Here is an 18264-nt window from a genome sequence, read left to right as displayed (position 1 = left end):
ATCAGTAGACTAACTCTATCCGGAACGCGCTGACAAATTCGCCTTTTCTCTGAGTGGCGCCCCGGCGGTCAAGTGGCATGGAGCATTGCATGAAACCCATCAAGAATCTGGCTCAGTATTATGTTGATCTTTTGGTCAAGCTGGGCATTCTCCGATTTTCTATATTACTCGCACTGGCGCTGGTGGCACTGGCGGTGGTGGTGCAGGTTGGGATCACCTTGGTCCTTAATGGCCGGGTGGACGACATTGATATTGTTCGCTCGGTGTTTTTCGGCCTGTTGATCACGCCCTGGGCGGTGTACTTTCTTTCTGTGGTGGTGGATCAACTGGAAGAATCCCGTCAGCGCCTGTCTAAACTGGTCTCTAAGTTAAAAGACATGCGCTCACGTGACCAGGAGTTGAACCACAAGCTGCAGCAGAACATTGCGAAGTTGAACCTGGAGATCGAAGAGCGTATTAAAGCCGAAGAAGCGCGTGAAGAAGCGATGAAAGATCTGGAAAATGAGGTCTATCAGCGGGAGCGCACTCAGTTAGAGCTGGCAGAACGTACCGCGTTACTGCGTTCCTTCATCGATGCTTCCCCCGATTTGATTTACTACCGTAATGCTGAAGGCATTTTCTCAGGTTGCAACCGTGCGATGGAAGAGCTGACCGGCAAGCGGGAAAGTGAGCTGGTTGGTTTGACGCCCTGGGATGTCTACCGCAAAGAGGTGGCACAGCCGATAGTGGATACCGACCAGCAGGTGTTCGCCAACAACCGTGCGATTACTTACGAGCAGTGGCTCGAGTATCCGGATGGCCGGCGTAACTACTTTGAAATCCGAAAAGTGCCGTTTTACAGCAAAGATGGCCGCCATCTTGGCCTGGTGGGTTTTGGACGTGATATCACCGAGCGCAAGCGTCATGAAGAGTCACTCGAAAAAGCCAGCCGGGATAAAACCACTTTTATCTCCACCATCAGTCATGAGTTGCGCACGCCGCTCAACGGAATTGTCGGCTTGAGCCGGATGCTGCTCGATACGCCACTCACGCCGGAGCAGCGCAACCACATGCAGACGATCAACGTCAGTGCGATCACCTTGGGTAATATTTTCAACGATATCATTGATATGGATAAGTTCGATCGGCGTAAATTGGAGCTCTACCCGGCGCCGCTGAACTTTGAAGAGTTTGTTGTGGAAATGGAGAGTATTTCGGCGTTGATGGCTGAGCAAAAAGGGCTGAGGTTTGATCTCGAACGCCTCAGCGAACTGCCGGCGGCGATCGAAGTGGACGCCACCCGTCTGCGCCAGGTGTTGTGGAATTTGATCAGCAACGCGATGAAGTTCACCAAAGAAGGCGGGGTGGTGATGACGGTCAGTGCTGACGTAGACAATGGGCACGCCAACATCACCATGGAAGTCGAAGACAGCGGGATTGGCATTCCGGAAGCTGAGCTGGATAAGATTTTTGCCATGTATTATCAGGTGAAATCTGGCAAGGACAATCTGCACGCAGTCGGGACGGGGATTGGCCTGGCGGTGTCTAAACAGCTGATTAACATGATGGATGGTGACATCAACGTCAGCAGTGAAGAAGGCTTTGGTAGCACATTTACGGTGACGATCCGTGTACCGTTGGCGGACATTTCGCTGCCGGAGCAAAGCGCGCAGAGCGAACGCAAAGAGCTGAACATCTTCATGGTGGAAGACATTGAACTGAACATTACTGTGGCGCGCTCGTTACTGGAGAGTATGGGGCACGAAGTATCGGTGGCGATGACCGGGGAAGAAGCGATCGAGATGTTTGATCCTGAACTCTATGATCTGGTGTTCCTCGATATTCAGTTACCAGATATGACCGGATTCGATGTAGCAGCGTTTTTCCGTAACACTTACAAAGATCTGCCGCCGCTGGTGGCCTTGACGGCGAATGTACTCAAAAACAAAGCCGAGTACCTGCAAAAAGGCATGGACGATGCCATCAGTAAACCGTTGTCGGTAACCGCTGTTCAGGAAGTGATCGCGAAATTCACTTCAGACGAGCCGGCATTGGTGGTATCGGCGCCTGAAGTTACAGTGGAGACGACTGAGAGCAGTGATTTGTGCTGCCGGGTACTCGATCTGGATATGTTGGAGTCGTATGTTGATATTGTTGGGTCGCAACCGGTACTCGACAGCATCGATATGTTTGAAAACATGATGCCGGAGTATATTGAAGTACTCGACTCCAATATGACGGCCAAGCATCAAGACGGAATCGTGTCGGAAGCGCATAAAATTAAAGGTGCAGCGGGTTCTATCGGTTTGAAACACATTCAGAGTATCGCGCAGAAAGCGCAGTCGCCAGACATGCCTGCGTGGTGGGAAAACATCGATGACTGGGTTGAAGAGATAAAAAATGAGTATCTGAACGATATCCAGATACTAAGAAGTTGGTTAGAGCAGAGGGGAGAAAAATGAAAAAGTTAGCCGTGGCTTGTCTGACGAGCGTGTTGTTGTGGGGATGCAGCGCTCATCCAGTAGCGTGGGAGCAATCGAATGTGGCGACCATTGCCAATATTGCAGTGTCACTCAAAAGCACATTGTGGCTGAACAAAATGCCGACAGTGGAAGAAGAAACTGACCAGGTGCTGCACGGGGCGTTGTACCTCAGCTCAGATCAGTCTATGCCGGCGGATCTGGATGCCGAAGTTCTGATCATCAAGCAAGGAGACAACACCTGGCAGATCGATGCCAAGCAACTGGAAGTCCGGACTCAAAGTGAAAACCGTTGGGAAGTGGTGTTTGCTGAGCCTGTCGGCGTCAATGACCGTGCGCGCGTCGATGTGGCATTGCGTTTATCGGAAGGAGCAAAGACGCAGTGGCTGATCGAGAAAAACGTGAAAATTGATGTGGTGTATTGATGCGCCAAGAAGCAAAAAGGCTTGCCATTTGGCAAGCCTTTGTCGTTGTTAGGGAAGGGAATTACTCTTCCAGGTCGCCGCAGAAGCGGTAGCCTTCACCGTGAATGGTGGCAATAATTTCTGGTGTACCAGAGACCGACTCAAAGTGTTTACGGATACGACGGATGGTCACATCGACGGTCCGGTCGTGCGGCTTAAGTTCACGTCCGGTCATTTTCTTCAGCAGGTCCGCACGGGTTTGAATTTTGCCCGGGTTTTCGCAGAAGTGCAGCAGAGCACGGAACTCAGAACGTGGCAGCTTGTAGCCATCGCCATCTGGGCTAACCAGTGAGCGGCTGTTGATATCCAGTACCCAACCGTTGAACTTGTATTTGTCGACACTGCGCTTTTCTTCGTGCGTGGCATTGGCGCTCATCGAGCGGCTCAACAGGTTGCGTGCACGAATGGTCAGCTCGCGTGGATTGAACGGTTTGGTAATGTAATCGTCGGCACCAATTTCAAGGCCCAGGATTTTATCCACTTCGTTATCACGGCCAGTCAGGAACATCAGGGCGATGTTCGCTTGTTCACGCAGTTCGCGTGCCAACAACAGGCCATTTTTACCAGGCAGGTTGATGTCCATGATCACCAGGTTCACCTGATTATCAGACAGCACCTGGTGCATCTCTTCACCGTCACTGGCCTCAAAAACAGCGTATCCCTCTGCTTCAAAAATACTCTTAAGAGTGTTACGAGTTACTTGCTCATCTTCTACGATAAGAATTTGCGGGGTTTGCATTGGCGGTACCTAAATTTGTGAAAAAATTGTACTAATAGAATAAATTCTAGGCAAAAAGTGACATACAGGTAAATTGCTTTCGATAATAAACCAAAGTCTTCTAAAAAAATACAGCCTTCAGTTGCCCGCCATCCGTGGTGTCACGTCCTGAAAAAAGGTCTCCAACCTTGTTGTAATCCTACTGTTCTGAGGCGGATTCTATAATGTTAACAGCATGCTAACAATGACAGAATGTTAATTCCATTCACTTTGTTGATTTATATCAAGAGTTCACATGTAACAAATATTAATAGTAATACTTGAATGTAAAATTACTACAGATATGAAGATTGATACCAAAATGTGGCAAGCGTATCGCGAGCCTTTTTTCCGTTTTTCTCGAGAGTTGACGTGTCGGGAGTTTGCGATCATTACCGCATGGAACCCGCGCAGCCAACTGATGTCAAACGAATATAACCGTATAAAAAATAATGCGTTAGAGCGCCGACTTCGGCATTATTCATACGTGTCGGTGTCGGTGTCGGTGTTGGTCGGAGACGCACAGTTTTGCTGGGCGGAGGAGAGTTTCGCCGCAGCACTGCCGCTGGTCAAGGCGCTCTCTCTGGGAAGAGAATTTGCCCAGAATGCCATCTATTATGTGCGTGATGGTGAGCTGCTGTTGTTCTCGTGCCAGGGGACGCAAAAGGAACATTTAGGAGCACTGACAAGCCGTTGTTGTGAGTGAAAACCGTACAAGGAATACGAGAATGTCATGGAGGAAACAATGAAAGACATAACCCCCGATATCTGCGATAAATATGAATCACAGGTAACACTGATTCATCTACCGTTACAAAATTACGGGCGTCGACACGCCTTTTGGGGTGAAATTGCCACGGTTCGCTGCTACCACGATAACTCGAAAGTACGAGAAATGCTTGAGCAGGACGGGCACGGCAAAGTGTTGGTGGTGGACGGACATGGCTCCTGCCAACATGCACTTTTGGGTGACCAACTGGCCATCAAAGCGATCGAAAATGGCTGGGAAGGCGTGATCGTGTATGGCGCGGTGCGCGATGTGGGGATGCTGGCGGAAATGGAACTGGGCGTGAAAGCGTTAGGCGCCAACCCGTTCAAAACGGAAAAACGTGGTGCAGGTGATATCAATGTCACGTTAACCATCCAAAATCAGATGATTCAGCCTGGGGATTACATCTATGCCGACTGGAACGGAGTTTTAACGTCGAAAGATAAACTTGATGTCTGATCTGGTGATTAGAAGCGAAAACCCAATCCGACTTCGACCCCTTGCTGCCACTGTTGATAATCAACGGTGGCGTGCAAATCGAGGTTTTCTGTCAGCCTGACTCGGCTGGAGACTTCCGCGGACAACTGAGTATCGATCACCTGACTGTTGGTTTCTTCCTTGAACTTATGGGAATGCAGGGTGCTTTTCACCGATACCCGATCGTTAAACTGATAACTGACCCCACTCATAAAACCGCTTTGACTGATGTCGTTGGAGTTATCGATGCGGGCACCAACGTACAGATCGATCTTATCAAACAGGTTATAGGAATAACCGCTATCAATTGTCCAGCTGTCGAAACCGGACGGATCTTTTTCTGTCGAAATAAACAGGCGGTGCGGGGATTGATTGAGTTGCGACGGAAGTGGCGGTAACTCTGTCGCTGCAACGAAAGAACTAAAAAACAACAGCATGATCATGATGCACTTGTTCATAAAGCTCTCCCTGCTTTTCATTTGTTAGTTCCACTGCGTAAAGCTAATTAAAGCATAAATTACTTCAACGTCTACTCAGAATCATATAGCGAATAGTTATTACTATATGCGTTGGCTGGTGATTATTCGAGCGCCAATGCATAACATTTGGATCAAGTGCAAAGAATGGAAAAGCTCGGTTTGGCTGAAAAGATTGCAACTTATAGTTGACTCAGGGTGTTTAAATGCGGTAAGACTAAAAACACGCAAACACATAAACAATGTATAACGACGTTCAACCATGATTCTCAACAGCCATACCGTAATGACCACCACCATTATTATTACCGACACCACCGATGTTGGGGCAGGCTGCTGAGCGAAAGAAATTCAAAAAAAGGCCTGTATCCCACCAGATACAGGCCTTTTTTTATACCGATTTTTCAATATTTGGAGAGGAAGGGATGCGAGTATTAAAGTTTGGCGGTTCATCATTAGCCGATGCTGACCGTTTTCTGCGTGCTGCAGACATCATCGCAAACAATGCACAACAGGAAGAAGTGGCCGTCGTTTTGTCGGCGCCAGGAAAAACCACCAACAAGCTGGTCGCGGTCATCGAGGGCGCGTTGCGCAACGGTGAAGCGGATCTGCAGATTGCCGAGCTGGAAGATTCGTTCCGCGATTTGTTCCAGGACATCAAGCAGGTGCTGCCTGCGTTGGACGGCCACGCATTTGATCATCAGGTCAAAACCTCACTGTCTCAGCTGCGCCAGTTTGTTCATGGCATCAGTTTACTGGGCATGTGCCCGGACAATGTCAATGCGCGCATTATCAGTAAAGGCGAACGCGTCTCCATTCAACTGATGAAGGCGGTACTGGAAGCCAAAGGTCAGCCAGCCAGCCTGATTGACCCGGTTCACTACCTGCTGGCGCGTGGCGATCATCTGGAAGCCATGGTGGATGTCGACCTCTCCACTCACAATTTCCGTCAGCAGCCTTTGCCGCAAGGCCACGTTAACATCATGCCGGGTTTTACCGCGGGAAATGAAAAAGGTGAGCTGGTGACGCTGGGCCGCAACGGGTCGGATTACTCGGCGGCGGTATTGGCCGCGTGTCTGCGTGCGGACTGCTGCGAAATCTGGACTGACGTAGATGGCGTCTATAATTGTGATCCCCGTTTGGTGGATGACGCGCGCTTACTGAAATCGCTCAGCTATCAGGAAGCGATGGAATTGTCCTACTTTGGCGCGTCGGTACTGCACCCGAAAACCATTGCCCCGATTGCTCAGTTCCATATTCCCTGTCTGATCAAAAACAGTTTCAACCCACAGGGCGCCGGCACGCTGATCGGCCAGGATACCGGGGAAGACAATCTGGCAATCAAAGGCATCACCACCTTGAACGACCTGACCATGGTCAACGTTTCTGGTCCGGGCATGAAAGGCATGGTCGGCATGGCCAGTCGTGTGTTTGGCGCCATGTCCTCTGCCGGTGTGTCGATTGTGCTGATCACCCAATCTTCGTCTGAATACAGCATCAGCTTTTGTATTGAAGCGCAGGATAAGCAACTGGCGCAGCGCGCGCTCAGCGACGCTTTTGAGCTGGAGCTGAAAGACGGCCTGTTAGAGCCGGTCGACTTTATCGATAACGTATCCATTGTCACGCTGGTCGGGGATGGAATGCGCACGTCTCGCGGCGTTGCCTCTCGTTTCTTCTCATCTCTGGCGGAAGTCAACGTCAACATCGTAGCGATTGCCCAGGGATCGTCGGAACGTGCCATTTCTGCCGTGATCCCGGAAGATAAGATCTCGGAAGCGGTCAAAGCGTGTCACGAGAACCTGTTCAACTCCAAACACTTCCTTGATGTGTTTGTGGTCGGCGTTGGCGGCGTGGGCGGCGAGCTGGTGGATCAGATCGAGCGACAACAAGCCAAGCTGCAGGAGAAAGGCATCGTCATTCGCGTGTGTGGTCTGGCCAACAGCAAAGGGCTGTTACTCGACAGCGAAGGGCTGCCGCTGGAGCACTGGCGCGATCGGATGAACAGCGCGACAGAAGAGTTCAGCCTGGCGCGTCTGATTGCGTTGGTGCAGCGTAATCACATCATCAACCCGGTGTTGGTCGACTGCACGTCAAGTGAAGCGATTGCAAACCAGTACACAGATTTCCTTGCTGCCGGTTTCCACGTGGTGACGCCCAACAAAAAAGCCAACACCGCCAGCATGGCTTACTACCATCAGTTACGCGATGTGGCACGCAGCTCGCGTCGTAAGCTGATGTATGAGACGACAGTAGGAGCAGGGCTACCTGTGATTGAGAACCTGCAAAACCTGATTTCTGCCGGCGATGAACTGGAACGCTTTAGCGGCATTTTGTCGGGCTCATTGTCGTACATTTTTGGTAAGCTGGATGAAGGTATGACGCTTAGTCAGGCGACGCAAATTGCCAAAGACAACGGTTTTACTGAGCCGGATCCCCGCGATGATTTGTCGGGTATGGATGTCGCGCGTAAACTGCTGATCCTGGCACGTGAAGCGGGCATGGCTCTGGAGCTGGAAGACGTGATCGTCGATCAGGCGCTGCCACCGGGTTTTGATGATTCCGGTTCAGTGGACGAGTTCATGGCTCGTCTGCCCGACGCGGATGCGTACTTCAGTGACTTGTCGGCCAAAGCCAAAGTTGATGGCAAAGTATTGCGTTACGTCGGTGAAATCAGCAACGGCCAGTGTCGCGTCAGTATGGCGGCGGTCGATGATAACGATCCTATGTTCAAAATTAAAGATGGTGAAAATGCGCTGGCCTTCTACAGCCGTTACTACAACCCTATTCCTTTGGTGTTGCGAGGTTACGGTGCCGGTACAGAGGTCACTGCGGCTGGGGTATTTGCGGACGTAATGCGGACGTTGGGATGGAAATTAGGGGTTTAACGGAATGAGTAGTGAGATGGATGTTGTCGTTTACGCACCGGCTTCAATCGGCAACGTCAGCGTAGGATTTGATGTGTTGGGGGCCGCGGTGTCCCCGATAGATGGCACCTTGCTCGGGGACCGGGTTGCTGTCAGCGCAGGCTCAGAGGCATTCAGCCTGCAAACCGCAGGTCGCTTTGTAGCGAAATTGCCGGACAACCCCAAAGACAATATTGTGTACGATTGCTGGCGAGTCTTTGCTCGTGAGCTGGATAAAAAAGGCGTCAGCCTGAAACCGGTCGCCATGACGCTGGAAAAGAACATGCCAATCGGTTCAGGGCTGGGGTCGAGTGCCTGCTCGATTGTTGCGGCGCTGGATGCGCTAAACCGCTTTCACGCTGAGCCGCTCAATGAGACCGAGCTGCTGGCGCTGATGGGCGAAATGGAAGGGCAGATTTCCGGCGGGGTACATTACGACAACGTCGCACCTTGCTATCTGGGTGGTGTGCAACTGATGTTGGAAGAGCTGGGGATCATCAGTCAGTCAGTGCCCTGTTTCGATGACTGGTACTGGGTGATGGCTTATCCGGGGATCAAGGTTTCCACCGCGGAGGCACGTGAGATCTTGCCGTCTCAGTACCGTCGTCAGGATATCATCGCTCACGGCCGTCATCTGGCGGGGTTCATTCATGCCTGCCATTCCGGTCAGCCTGAGCTCGCCGCGAAGATGATCAAAGACGTGATCGCGGAACCGTATCGTGAGAAACTGCTGCCAGGCTTTGCCAACGCGCGCCAATATGCGGCATCCGCTGGTGCGCTGGCGACTGGTATTTCCGGCAGTGGTCCGACCCTGTTCAGTATCTGCAAAGAGAAAGACGTCGCCGAACGGGTTGCCCGCTGGCTGGAACAGCATTACGTACAGAATGAAGAAGGATTCGTCCACATTTGTCGTCTCGACAAGCAGGGCTCAAAAGTAACAGGAAGTGAGCTATGAAGCTTTACAACATAAAAGAAAATGATGAACAAGTCTCCTTTGGCCAAGCCGTTCGCCAAGGATTAGGCCGTAATCAAGGGCTATTTTTCCCGTCACAACTGCCTCAGTTTGACGATATTGATGCGCTGCTGGCGGACGATTTTGTCACTCGCAGCACCAAGATTCTGTCGGCGTTGATCGGTGATGAGCTGAGTGAAGAACAGGTCAATGCCATGGTCGACGCAGCATTTCAGTTTCCGGCGCCGATCAAAGCGGTCAAAGACGGTGTGTACGCATTAGAGCTGTTCCACGGTCCGACACTGGCGTTTAAAGACTTCGGCGGCCGCTTCATGGCGCAGTCACTGGCGGCGGTGTCCAATGGGGGTAAGATCACCATCCTGACGGCGACGTCAGGTGACACCGGTGCTGCGGTGGCGCACGCATTTTACGGTATGGAAGACATCAATGTGGTGATTCTGTATCCGAAAGGTAAAATCAGCCCGCTGCAGGAGAAACTGTTCTGTACGCTAGGGAAAAACATCCACACCGTCGCGATTGACGGCGATTTCGATGCTTGCCAGGCCCTGGTGAAGCAAGCGTTTGACGATGCAGAGCTGCGCGAAGAAATCGGTCTGAACTCCGCTAACTCGATCAACATCAGCCGTTTGATGGCACAGATTTGTTACTATTTTGAAGCGGTGGCGCAGATGAGCAAAGCTGAACGTGAGAATCTGGTGGTGTCGGTACCTAGCGGTAACTTTGGTAACCTGACGGCCGGTTTGCTAGCCAAAGCGCTGGGTTTGCCGATCAAACGTTTCATTGCAGCGACCAATGCGAACGATACCGTGCCACGTTATCTGCAAACCGGTCAGTGGGATCCGAAGCCGACCGTGGCGACGACCTCGAATGCGATGGACGTCAGCCAGCCAAACAACTGGCCGCGTATTGAAGAGTTGTGTCGGGTGAAAGAGTGGGGCCTGGAAACGCTGGGTAAAGGCGCAGTATCTGATGCACAGAGTGCAGAGTCGGTGAAAACGCTGTTTGAGCAAGGCTACTTATGTGAGCCACACGGTGCGATTGCCTACCGTGTGTTGGACGAGCAACTGCAAGCGGGTGAAACGGGTCTGTTCCTGTGTACCGCGCACCCCGCCAAATTCAAAGAAGTGGTCGATGAGATCCTCGCGTCCGACATGGAGTTGCCCGCACCGCTTGCTAAGCACGCGGCCATGGCGCTGCTGTCTGAAGATCTTGATAACGACTTTGACGCGCTAAAAGCGGTCTTACGTCGCGTGCAGAACTGATCCACGTTCAAGGCAATAAAAAGGTCGCTCAGGCGACCTTTTTTATTGCCTTGAAGGCGTCAGCGATTGAGGGCAAAGGTTGGCAGTGACAAGTGCCAACGGATGGCGCCAAGTCGAATCAGCAGAGTTGACAGCACACCGGACATGAAGGCGGTGTTGCTGTCATAGCCCATCGCCAGCGCGGTAGTGTGGAAAATGCCCCCGATAATACAGGCTGTCGCATACACCTCACTGCGCAGCACCATTGGCACTTCGCGTGCCAGTACATCACGGATAATGCCCCCACCACAGCCCGTGATCACGCCCATGATGATGCCAACCAGAGCCGAATCCTGATAGGCCATGGTTTTTTCGACCCCGATACCCACAAACACCGCCAGACCAATGGCATCGCACACGGGTAAAATCCACCAGGGCAGCCGTTTAGGACGGCGGACGATCAACATGGTCAGTAAGCAGGTGATCAGAATCACCCACAAATAGTTGGTGTCTTTGATCCAAAAGACTGGCGTCGCTCCGAGCGCCATGTCGCGGATGGTGCCACCGCCAATGGCGGTCACACTGCCCAACACCGCCACGCCAAACGGATCCATTTTCAGCCGCCCGGCAAGCAGAACACCAGAAATTGCGAATACCGCGGTACCGAACAGATCGGTGAAATAAAGCAGCATGGAATCCATGTTACTCACCATTGCTATTGATAGAAGGAACAGAAAATAGGGCTGGCATTCTACGCATTCCGCCTGACTCCCGTTAGCGCTTTTGTCTGACAGAGTCGAATCGATCACACACTTGTCGGATCGCATTGAGGGTTCGTGGTGTGGGGCGGTTGAGCCAGTCGGCGTTCAGTGCCCAGATGTGTTGATTCTGGACTGCGGGCAACTGCGCCGCCCACTCTTGCCACATGTTCCCGTTTTCAATCGCGTGCTCAGAGGTAAAAATGACCTCGGGCTTGGCGACGATCACCTGTTCCAGCCCGACCTGAGGGTAGGGGGTTGCGCTGCGTTCAAAGACGTTCTCTCCGCCACAGAAGCGAAACACTTCGCTTGGCCAGCTGCCCTGAGCCAATGTGATGATTGGCTTTTCACTCAACTGATAGAAGTAACGTACAGGCGTTGCCGTCTGATAACGCTGTTTTAATTCCGCAAGCTGCTGGCGAAAGTGAGTGGCGGCGGCTTTACCCACTTGAGGGTCTGCGCTGAACTCGCTCAGCTGCTCAATGTTGCGGGCGATGTCTTCCAGTGTATGGGTCTGTGAATAATAGATGCGTAAACCAAATTGCTTGAGCTTGTCGAGTTCGCGCTGTGGGTTGCCGGCAGGCCAGGCGATGATCAAATCGGGTTTGAGCGCGATGATACGCTCGATTTTTATCCCCTGGTAATTGGAGACATGTTCGAGTCTGGCGACCTGCGCTGGGTAATCGCTGTGCGCACTGACGGCGATCAGTTGGTCACACAATCCGGCTGCGCAGGCCAGCTCCGTTGCGTGTGGAGCGAGTGCGATCACACGCTGTGCTGGTTTGGCCGCCAGCGAAGTCGACAACAGTAAAAGGGCGCTCAGCGCCAGCAGTTTGTGCATTTAGAATCCCTGATAGATAATGGCCAGGATCACACTTTCGGTCACGATCCAGATCAGAATGCGCCAGGCAATAAATTTCTGCAATTGGGCGAGGTGAATGGCCGCGGGCGCGATTCGGCCACCAATTTTGGCCCGTACCGCTTTACGTCCATCGTAGATGGCCGGTCCGCCAAGCGCCAGCTCCAGCTTTGAACCGAGTGATGTCAACAGCCAGCCCGGTCCGGGTAGCGGCCAACTGACACTTTGAGCGCGCATGGTTTGGAAGGTCGACAGACCGCGTTGTCCAGGCACGACGAGCAGTGCCAGCAGGCGCAATGGGACAAAATCGAGCACGGCCACCAGGCGAATCGCCGGTAAGCCAAACGGCGAAAAGGTTGCGCGGGACGGAGACCAGGCGCGTGCCAGTTCTACCGCCAGGCGGTACAGCAGAGCACCCGCTCCGCCGCCGAGTGCGTACCAGAACAGCACACCGACCACATTGCGGCCATAGCCGAGGATCAGAGTTTCAGCCCCAGCTTTACCCAACCCAAGGGCGGACAAGGTACGGGTTTCGCGGTTGAGGAACGGTTGTAAAGTGGAGCGTGCCTGGGCTTTTTCGTCTTTGGCCAGGGCAGGTAACAGTTCGTGGGTGAGTTTGTCATAGCTGCGCCAGTCCAATGCCAGTATCAGCAGCGCCAACTCATACAACTGAGGTTGCCAGACTAACGGTTTTAATGCCCACAGTACCAGCCAGGTTGGCAGCAACATGAGTAGCAGAGCGAGTGAGCCCGAGATCACGCTTTGTGTGTGGCTGTGCGGTGTATTGACTTTGTCGGCCAGCAAGTGAGCAAAACGGCGCCACAAGTTAGCCGGATGGGCATCGCGGGGGATTGGCAGTAGATAATGACACAACAATGCGCCCCACATCACCAGGAGCGCGCCGTTGCTATATAGCGAGTTGAATAAATCTTCCATGATTTAGATGGTGAATTACTTCAGCAGCTCCACCATCTTGATCACCATGGCTGAGGAGCTTTTCGCCGCCAGCGGCAAGAACTCTTCAAAACTCATTGGCGACTCTTTGTCTGCCACGTCAGAAATGGCACGCACAACCACAAACGGGACGCCAAACTGGTGACAGGTCTGAGCAATGGCTGACGCTTCCATTTCAACGGCGATCACTGTCGGAAAATGTTGGCGAATGAAAGCCTGGCGCTGCGCGGTGCAAACGAAAGCATCGCCCGTACAAATCAGACCGCGTACCGCGTGTTTGTCTTCCATTTGCTCCAGCGCACGTTCCGCGATGTTCATCAATTGAGCATCGGCCTGGAAAGCCGCAGGCTGGCCTGCCATTTGACCCATTTCATAGCCAAAAGCGGTCACGTCGGCATCGTGGTGACGCACTTCGCTTGAAATGACCACATCACCCAGATTCAGGCTTGAGTCGAATCCGCCGGCGGAACCTGTATTGATCACGACATCCGGTTGGAACTGGTCCAATAAAATGGTGGTACCGACGGCGGCCGCGACTTTGCCGATGCCCGACTGCAGTACGACCACTTCGACGCCGTTCAACTGGCCAGAATAAAAGGTGCAGCCCGCTTTGCTCATTTCCTGGCGGTTACTGATTGCGTCTTTTAGAATCGCGACTTCTTGTTCCATCGCGCCGATGATGCCGATTTTCATGCTGGTTCTCTTGATATGAAATTGAAAAAACAGGATTGAAACAAAGTGTACCATGAATCGGATCACTGCCAATACGCAATCTGTCGGGTGGGTGGAAAACCGGTTGCTAAGCGATATCGATTCCCCTATAATTCGCGCTCCTCGTGTCGGCTGAATCAGAGATTGGCTGACACAAATATAAACTTAACTCTTTAGGAGAGAATTATGTCTCTGAATGCAGAAACTAAAGCAGCAATCGTTGCAGAATACGCACAAGGCGAAGGCGACACTGGTTCACCAGAAGTACAAGTAGCACTACTGACTGCTTCTATTAACCACCTACAAGGTCACTTCAAAGCGCACAAAGGCGATCACCACAGCCGTCGTGGTCTGCTACGCATGGTTTCTCGTCGTCGTAAACTACTAGATTACCTGAAAGGTAAAGATCTAGGACGTTACCAAGACCTAATCAAACGTCTAGGCCTACGTCGCTAATCAGTGGCTGCATAGCACAGTTTGTACGAAAAAGGGGCGTCAGCCCCTTTTTTGTTGGCTAAATTTAGCCAAACCGCATTTATCCCGTTATACTACGCACGGCAAAATCCAAACGTTGGATTTTCTCTTACATACTCAGGCATTACAGTCAACCTCGTCGACCAAAAGGTCGCGACTATTAAAAGCTGCCTCGAGCCCGCTAGACGGCTTTTACTAGTCGCGATTCGTAATGCTCTGAGCCTAAACACATTCAATCTAAGCACAGCTTAGAGCAAGGAATAATAATGTTCGAAAAACCAGTTGTTAAAACGTTCCAGTACGGCAACCACACGGTGACTCTGGAAACGGGCGTGATTGCACGTCAAGCTACAGCTGCGGTTATGGTCACTATGGATGACACCGCAGTTTTCGTTTCTGTTGTTGGTAAAAAAGAAGCAGTGGAAGGTCAAGACTTCTTCCCACTGACTGTAAACTACCAAGAGCGTACTTACGCGGCAGGTAAAATCCCAGGCGGTTTCTTCAAGCGTGAAGGTCGTCCTTCTGAAGGCGAAACATTGACAGCTCGTCTGATTGACCGTCCAATCCGTCCGCTATTCCCAGACGCGTTCAAAAACGAAGTTCAGGTTATCGCGACTGTAATGTCAGTAAACCCTGACGTTCAGCCAGACATCGTCACCATGATCGGTACTTCTGCGGCTCTGGCTATTTCTGGTATCCCGTTCAACGGCCCAATCGGTGCCGCGCGCGTAGGTCATATCGATGGTCAGTTGGTTCTGAACCCAAGCAACACTGAGTTGGACGCGTCTAAACTTGATCTGGTGGTTGCAGGTACCGAATCTGCAGTACTGATGGTTGAGTCTGAAGCGGATAACCTGACTGAAGAAGAAATGCTGGCAGCGGTTGTTTACGGTCACGATCAACAACAAGTGGTGATCAACGCGATCAACGAGTTCAAAGCAGAAGTGGCGACACCAGCGTGGGATTGGGTTGCACCTGAAGAGAACACAACGCTGACCAACAAGATTGCTGAGCTGGCAGAAGCGAAGCTGGTTGAAGCTTACCAAATCACAGAGAAGATGGCTCGCTACGACCGCATTCATGCAATTGCTGCGGAAGTAAATGAGGTACTGCTTGCTGAAGACCCTGAAGCAAACACCAAAGAAATCCACACTATTTTCCATGACCTGGAAAAGACTGTAGTACGTCGCAGCATCATCGCTGGTAACCCGCGTATTGACGGTCGTGAGAAAGACATGGTTCGTGCGCTAGACGTACGCACTGGCGTTCTTCCTCGTACACACGGCTCTGCGCTGTTCACGCGTGGTGAAACTCAGGCAATCGTGACGGCGACTCTGGGCACTCAGCGTGATGCTCAAATCATCGATGAGCTAACGGGTGAACGTAAAGATCACTTCCTGCTGCACTACAACTTCCCTCCTTACTGTGTGGGTGAGACAGGCTTTGTTGGTTCTCCTAAGCGTCGTGAAATCGGCCACGGTAAACTGGCGAAGCGTGGTATTGCTGCGGTAATGCCGTCTGTAGATGAATTCCCATACACGGTACGTGTGGTTTCTGAAATCACTGAATCGAACGGTTCTTCGTCTATGGCATCGGTTTGTGGTACGTCTCTGGCGTTGATGGACGCAGGTGTGCCTATCAAGGCATCTGTTGCGGGTATCGCGATGGGTCTGGTGAAAGAAGGCGACGATTTCGTTGTACTTTCTGACATTCTGGGTGATGAAGACCATCTGGGTGACATGGACTTTAAAGTAGCAGGCACCAGCACCGGTATCACTGCACTGCAAATGGACATCAAGATCGAAGGCATCACCAAAGAGATCATGCAAATTGCGCTTAACCAGGCACAAGGCGCACGTAAGCACATCCTGTCAGTCATGGATGAAGCGATTTCAGGTGCTCGTGACGATATTTCTGAGTTTGCGCCACGCATTCACACCATGAAGATCAGCTCTGAGAAGATCAAAGACGTGATCGGTAAAGGTGGTGCGGTTATCCGTCAGCTGACGGAAGAAACGGGCACAACCATTGAAATCGAAGACGATGGCACCATCAAGATTGCTGCAACCGAAGGTGCGGCAGCTCAAGAAGCGATCCGTCGTATTGAAGAGATCACTGCGGAAGTGGAAGTGGGCCGTATCTATACAGGTAAAGTCGCGCGTCTGGCTGACTTCGGTGCATTCGTTACTGTACTGCCGGGTAAAGATGGCCTGGTACACATTTCTCAAATCGCCGACAAGCGTGTTGAGAAAGTATCGGATTACCTGTCTGAGGGTCAGGAAGTTCAGGTGAAAGTACTGGAAATCGACCGTCAGGGCCGTGTACGTCTGAGCATGAAAGAAGCGGTTGAGAAACCTGCGGCAGAAGAAAACTCAGCGCCGGAAGCACCAGAAGCCGAGTAATTGAGTCATCTGTTTTTCGCTTAGCTTTTACGGGATTTTCACCCACAAAGCATAAAGCATGCTATAAAGGGAGCATATTGCTCCCTTTTTTATATGCGGAAAGTCCGGTCCTTATTCTGATCGGCGAACAGGAGTCTCTACTTGTGAAATGGTTTCAAACCGCTAGCTTAAGCATTTTTCTTTTGGTGATCTCTGGCTGTGCCTCGGTCGGAAATAGCAGCACAGACCAGTGGCTTTATCCTCCCATGGCCATCGCATTACAACCCAACCTTCAACAACAAGTCCAGATTGCGCGTTTGACGCAACTGCTGCAACGCCCGGATCTGAGTGATGAAATCCGAGCAAAAATGTTTTTTGAGCGCGGTAACTACTACGACAGCGTTGGTCTGCGCGACTTGGCTCGGGTCGACTTTGAGCAGTCACTGGCATTAAACCCTGTCCAGCCGGATGTGTTTAATCTCCTCGGGGTGTACTTCACCGAGCGCGGTGAGTTTGACAGTGCTTACGATGCCTTCGATTCCACTTTGGAGCTCGACCCTGGCAATACTTATGCACAGCGCAATCGCGCTATTGCACTGTACTACGGAGACCGGGTGGACTTAGCGCTGGAAGATATGCAAAAGCAATATCAGGTCAGTCAGGCCGATCCGTTCAGTGCCTTGTGGCTGTATATCATCGAGTCCGATCTTGACGCTGAGAAAGCGCGCAAGGATTTACAGGCTCGTTACCAAAACCGCAATCAGGAGTGGGGCTGGGTATTGGTGGCCGTCGTCCTGCGCGATGTGTCCGATGAGCAAGCCTTGCGCGCCATCATCAGTGAAACTCGTGACAACACCTTGTTGGCACAGCGACTGACGGAAACGTATTTTTACATGGCCAAACGCAATCAGCAGGAAGGGGATTACGCATCGGCAATCTCACTCTACAAGTTGGCACTGTCGTTTAATGTCTATGAATACGTCGAACATCGCTATTCGTTTCTCGAGCTGGAACGTATTTTCAATGACGTTCGCGACGAGCAGCAGGCCAAGGCCGAACAAGCGGCGTCTCAGTCTTAAGTTGCAAATCCAATACGCATCAGCCGCTCGTTCGAGCGGCTTTTTTATTGCCTGTTGAGCTGTTCGTCGCTAGAATAGTTAGCTTGGCTAACTAATTGGAACACGGAATGAGTCTGGAACAGAGCCTGGAGCTGACCGAGCGTTTTGCGGCAAAAATATGGCGTAAATACGCTAAGGAAGACCCGATTGCGCAGCTGAGTTTTAATGAGTACGACTATCTGAAAGTGGTTCAGACCGCGCATGAGCCGATACGTCTGACCGATTTGGCGGCGGAACTTGAGGTCACGAAGCCCTCCGCCACCAATATGGTCAAACGCCTGGAAAGAAAAGGCCTGGTAGCCCGGGTGCCATGCCCGACGGACGCGCGTTCTAAACGTGTGGTATTGACCGCACTGGCTCTGGAGAGCCTCTCGAATGAAGCTCAGGTCTACTCGGTCTGGGCCAAACGGGTATCCGAGCGGCTGAACCATGCAGAGGCCCGGCAACTCGAACAATTATTGATGAAAGCCATGCGTTAACGCTTAGGCCG

General features: G+C 51.8%; 17 protein-coding genes and 1 other annotated feature. Of the genes, 11 read left to right on the top strand and 6 right to left on the bottom strand.

The genetic code is table 11. The features are described 5' to 3' along the window. Window positions 1-89 precede the first annotated feature (89 nt). Both arcB and VPR01S_RS12365 read left to right on the top strand, forming a co-directional pair. Window positions 90-2441, top strand: coding sequence for an aerobic respiration two-component sensor histidine kinase ArcB (gene arcB, locus VPR01S_RS12370; protein ID WP_021705676.1), 2352 nt, complete (start codon window positions 90-92; stop codon window positions 2439-2441). Then, window positions 2438-2884: a putative periplasmic lipoprotein gene (locus VPR01S_RS12365; RefSeq protein WP_021705675.1), complete on the top strand. Its 447-nt coding sequence runs from the start codon at window positions 2438-2440 to the stop codon at window positions 2882-2884. The genes arcB and VPR01S_RS12365 overlap by 4 nt, the downstream gene beginning before the upstream one ends. 61 nt (window positions 2885-2945) lie before the next feature. Here the strand turns inward: VPR01S_RS12365 and arcA are convergent, their stop codons facing one another. After that, window positions 2946-3662 (bottom strand): two-component system response regulator ArcA, encoded by a 717-nt coding sequence (gene arcA / locus VPR01S_RS12360; RefSeq protein WP_021705674.1) that lies wholly within the window; start codon window positions 3660-3662, stop codon window positions 2946-2948. Between the two features lie 322 nt (window positions 3663-3984). On the opposite strand from arcA, the gene VPR01S_RS12355 reads away from it, so the two are divergent. Both VPR01S_RS12355 and VPR01S_RS12350 read left to right on the top strand, forming a co-directional pair. After that, a complete protein-coding gene (locus tag VPR01S_RS12355) occupies window positions 3985-4386 on the top strand; it encodes a DUF3293 domain-containing protein (RefSeq protein WP_021705673.1) in 402 nt (133 codons plus the stop codon). 39 nt (window positions 4387-4425) lie between these two features. Then, window positions 4426-4908: a putative 4-hydroxy-4-methyl-2-oxoglutarate aldolase gene (locus tag VPR01S_RS12350; protein ID WP_021705672.1), complete on the top strand. Its 483-nt coding sequence runs from the start codon at window positions 4426-4428 to the stop codon at window positions 4906-4908. Between the two features lie 8 nt (window positions 4909-4916). On the opposite strand, the gene VPR01S_RS12345 is transcribed toward VPR01S_RS12350, so the two are convergent. Further along, a complete protein-coding gene (locus VPR01S_RS12345; RefSeq protein ID WP_021705671.1) occupies window positions 4917-5384 on the bottom strand; it encodes a hypothetical protein in 468 nt (155 codons plus the stop codon). A gap of 293 nt (window positions 5385-5677) precedes the next feature. After that, window positions 5678-5796 (top strand) — a sequence feature (Thr leader region). A 31-nt stretch (window positions 5797-5827) separates the two neighbouring features. Here VPR01S_RS12345 and thrA point away from each other — a divergent pair. The 3 genes from thrA to thrC are packed head-to-tail and all read left to right on the top strand — an operon-like array spanning window position 5828 to window position 10540. Continuing rightward, complete coding sequence (thrA, locus tag VPR01S_RS12340) at window positions 5828-8287, top strand: bifunctional aspartate kinase/homoserine dehydrogenase I (protein ID WP_021705670.1); 2460 nt, start codon at window positions 5828-5830, stop codon at window positions 8285-8287. 16 nt (window positions 8288-8303) lie between these two features. Then, entirely contained in the window at window positions 8304-9260 is a 957-nt protein-coding gene (thrB, locus tag VPR01S_RS12335; RefSeq protein ID WP_021705669.1) for a homoserine kinase, read from the top strand. Continuing rightward, a complete protein-coding gene (gene thrC / locus VPR01S_RS12330; protein ID WP_021705668.1) occupies window positions 9257-10540 on the top strand; it encodes a threonine synthase in 1284 nt (427 codons plus the stop codon). The genes thrB and thrC overlap by 4 nt, the downstream gene beginning before the upstream one ends. 59 nt (window positions 10541-10599) lie before the next feature. On the opposite strand, the gene VPR01S_RS12325 is transcribed toward thrC, so the two are convergent. From VPR01S_RS12325 to mtnN, 4 genes are all read right to left on the bottom strand, one after another. After that, window positions 10600-11220 carry a TRIC cation channel family protein gene (locus VPR01S_RS12325; RefSeq protein WP_021705667.1) on the bottom strand — a complete coding sequence of 207 codons (621 nt, stop codon included), beginning with the start codon at window positions 11218-11220 and terminating at the stop codon, window positions 10600-10602. 73 nt (window positions 11221-11293) lie between these two features. After that, complete coding sequence (gene btuF / locus VPR01S_RS12320; protein WP_021705666.1) at window positions 11294-12118, bottom strand: vitamin B12 ABC transporter substrate-binding protein BtuF; 825 nt, start codon at window positions 12116-12118, stop codon at window positions 11294-11296. Continuing rightward, window positions 12119-13072, bottom strand: a complete 954-nt coding sequence (locus VPR01S_RS12315; protein ID WP_021705665.1) for a cobalamin biosynthesis family protein — start codon at window positions 13070-13072, stop codon at window positions 12119-12121. 15 nt (window positions 13073-13087) lie between these two features. Beyond that, window positions 13088-13783, bottom strand: a complete 696-nt coding sequence (mtnN, locus tag VPR01S_RS12310; RefSeq protein ID WP_021705664.1) for a 5'-methylthioadenosine/S-adenosylhomocysteine nucleosidase — start codon at window positions 13781-13783, stop codon at window positions 13088-13090. Window positions 13784-13987: 204 nt separating this feature from the next. Here mtnN and rpsO point away from each other — a divergent pair, with 204 nt between their 5' ends. The 4 genes from rpsO to VPR01S_RS12290 all read left to right on the top strand — a co-directional run bounded on the left by rpsO (window position 13988) and on the right by VPR01S_RS12290 (window position 18253). Next, window positions 13988-14257, top strand: a complete 270-nt coding sequence (rpsO, locus tag VPR01S_RS12305; RefSeq protein ID WP_021705663.1) for a 30S ribosomal protein S15 — start codon at window positions 13988-13990, stop codon at window positions 14255-14257. Between the two features lie 284 nt (window positions 14258-14541). Continuing rightward, window positions 14542-16677, top strand: coding sequence for a polyribonucleotide nucleotidyltransferase (pnp, locus tag VPR01S_RS12300; protein WP_021705662.1), 2136 nt, complete (start codon window positions 14542-14544; stop codon window positions 16675-16677). A gap of 143 nt (window positions 16678-16820) precedes the next feature. Further along, window positions 16821-17735 (top strand): lipoprotein NlpI, encoded by a 915-nt coding sequence (nlpI, locus tag VPR01S_RS12295; RefSeq protein WP_021705661.1) that lies wholly within the window; start codon window positions 16821-16823, stop codon window positions 17733-17735. 107 nt (window positions 17736-17842) lie between these two features. Continuing rightward, the gene (locus VPR01S_RS12290) at window positions 17843-18253 is read left to right on the top strand and encodes a MarR family winged helix-turn-helix transcriptional regulator (RefSeq protein ID WP_021705660.1); all 411 of its coding nucleotides are present in this window, start codon (window positions 17843-17845) and stop codon (window positions 18251-18253) included. The last annotated feature ends 11 nt before the right edge of the window (window positions 18254-18264 follow it).

Source organism: Vibrio proteolyticus NBRC 13287 (assembly GCF_000467125.1).
Taxonomy (GTDB): Bacteria; Pseudomonadota; Gammaproteobacteria; order Enterobacterales; family Vibrionaceae; genus Vibrio; species Vibrio proteolyticus.
This window is presented reverse-complemented; position numbering and strand designations above follow the sequence as displayed.

Coding starts and splice junctions, on each gene's coding strand:
- arcB (WP_021705676.1), top strand. CDS start 90: ATGAAACCCATCAAGAATCTGGCTCAGTATTATGTTGATCTTTTGGTC.
- VPR01S_RS12365 (WP_021705675.1), top strand. CDS start 2,438: ATGAAAAAGTTAGCCGTGGCTTGTCTGACGAGCGTGTTGTTGTGGGGA.
- arcA (WP_021705674.1), bottom strand. CDS start 3,662: ATGCAAACCCCGCAAATTCTTATCGTAGAAGATGAGCAAGTAACTCGT.
- VPR01S_RS12355 (WP_021705673.1), top strand. CDS start 3,985: ATGAAGATTGATACCAAAATGTGGCAAGCGTATCGCGAGCCTTTTTTC.
- VPR01S_RS12350 (WP_021705672.1), top strand. CDS start 4,426: ATGAAAGACATAACCCCCGATATCTGCGATAAATATGAATCACAGGTA.
- VPR01S_RS12345 (WP_021705671.1), bottom strand. CDS start 5,384: ATGAACAAGTGCATCATGATCATGCTGTTGTTTTTTAGTTCTTTCGTT.
- thrA (WP_021705670.1), top strand. CDS start 5,828: ATGCGAGTATTAAAGTTTGGCGGTTCATCATTAGCCGATGCTGACCGT.
- thrB (WP_021705669.1), top strand. CDS start 8,304: ATGGATGTTGTCGTTTACGCACCGGCTTCAATCGGCAACGTCAGCGTA.
- thrC (WP_021705668.1), top strand. CDS start 9,257: ATGAAGCTTTACAACATAAAAGAAAATGATGAACAAGTCTCCTTTGGC.
- VPR01S_RS12325 (WP_021705667.1), bottom strand. CDS start 11,220: ATGGATTCCATGCTGCTTTATTTCACCGATCTGTTCGGTACCGCGGTA.
- btuF (WP_021705666.1), bottom strand. CDS start 12,118: ATGCACAAACTGCTGGCGCTGAGCGCCCTTTTACTGTTGTCGACTTCG.
- VPR01S_RS12315 (WP_021705665.1), bottom strand. CDS start 13,072: ATGGAAGATTTATTCAACTCGCTATATAGCAACGGCGCGCTCCTGGTG.
- mtnN (WP_021705664.1), bottom strand. CDS start 13,783: ATGAAAATCGGCATCATCGGCGCGATGGAACAAGAAGTCGCGATTCTA.
- rpsO (WP_021705663.1), top strand. CDS start 13,988: ATGTCTCTGAATGCAGAAACTAAAGCAGCAATCGTTGCAGAATACGCA.
- pnp (WP_021705662.1), top strand. CDS start 14,542: ATGTTCGAAAAACCAGTTGTTAAAACGTTCCAGTACGGCAACCACACG.
- VPR01S_RS12290 (WP_021705660.1), top strand. CDS start 17,843: ATGAGTCTGGAACAGAGCCTGGAGCTGACCGAGCGTTTTGCGGCAAAA.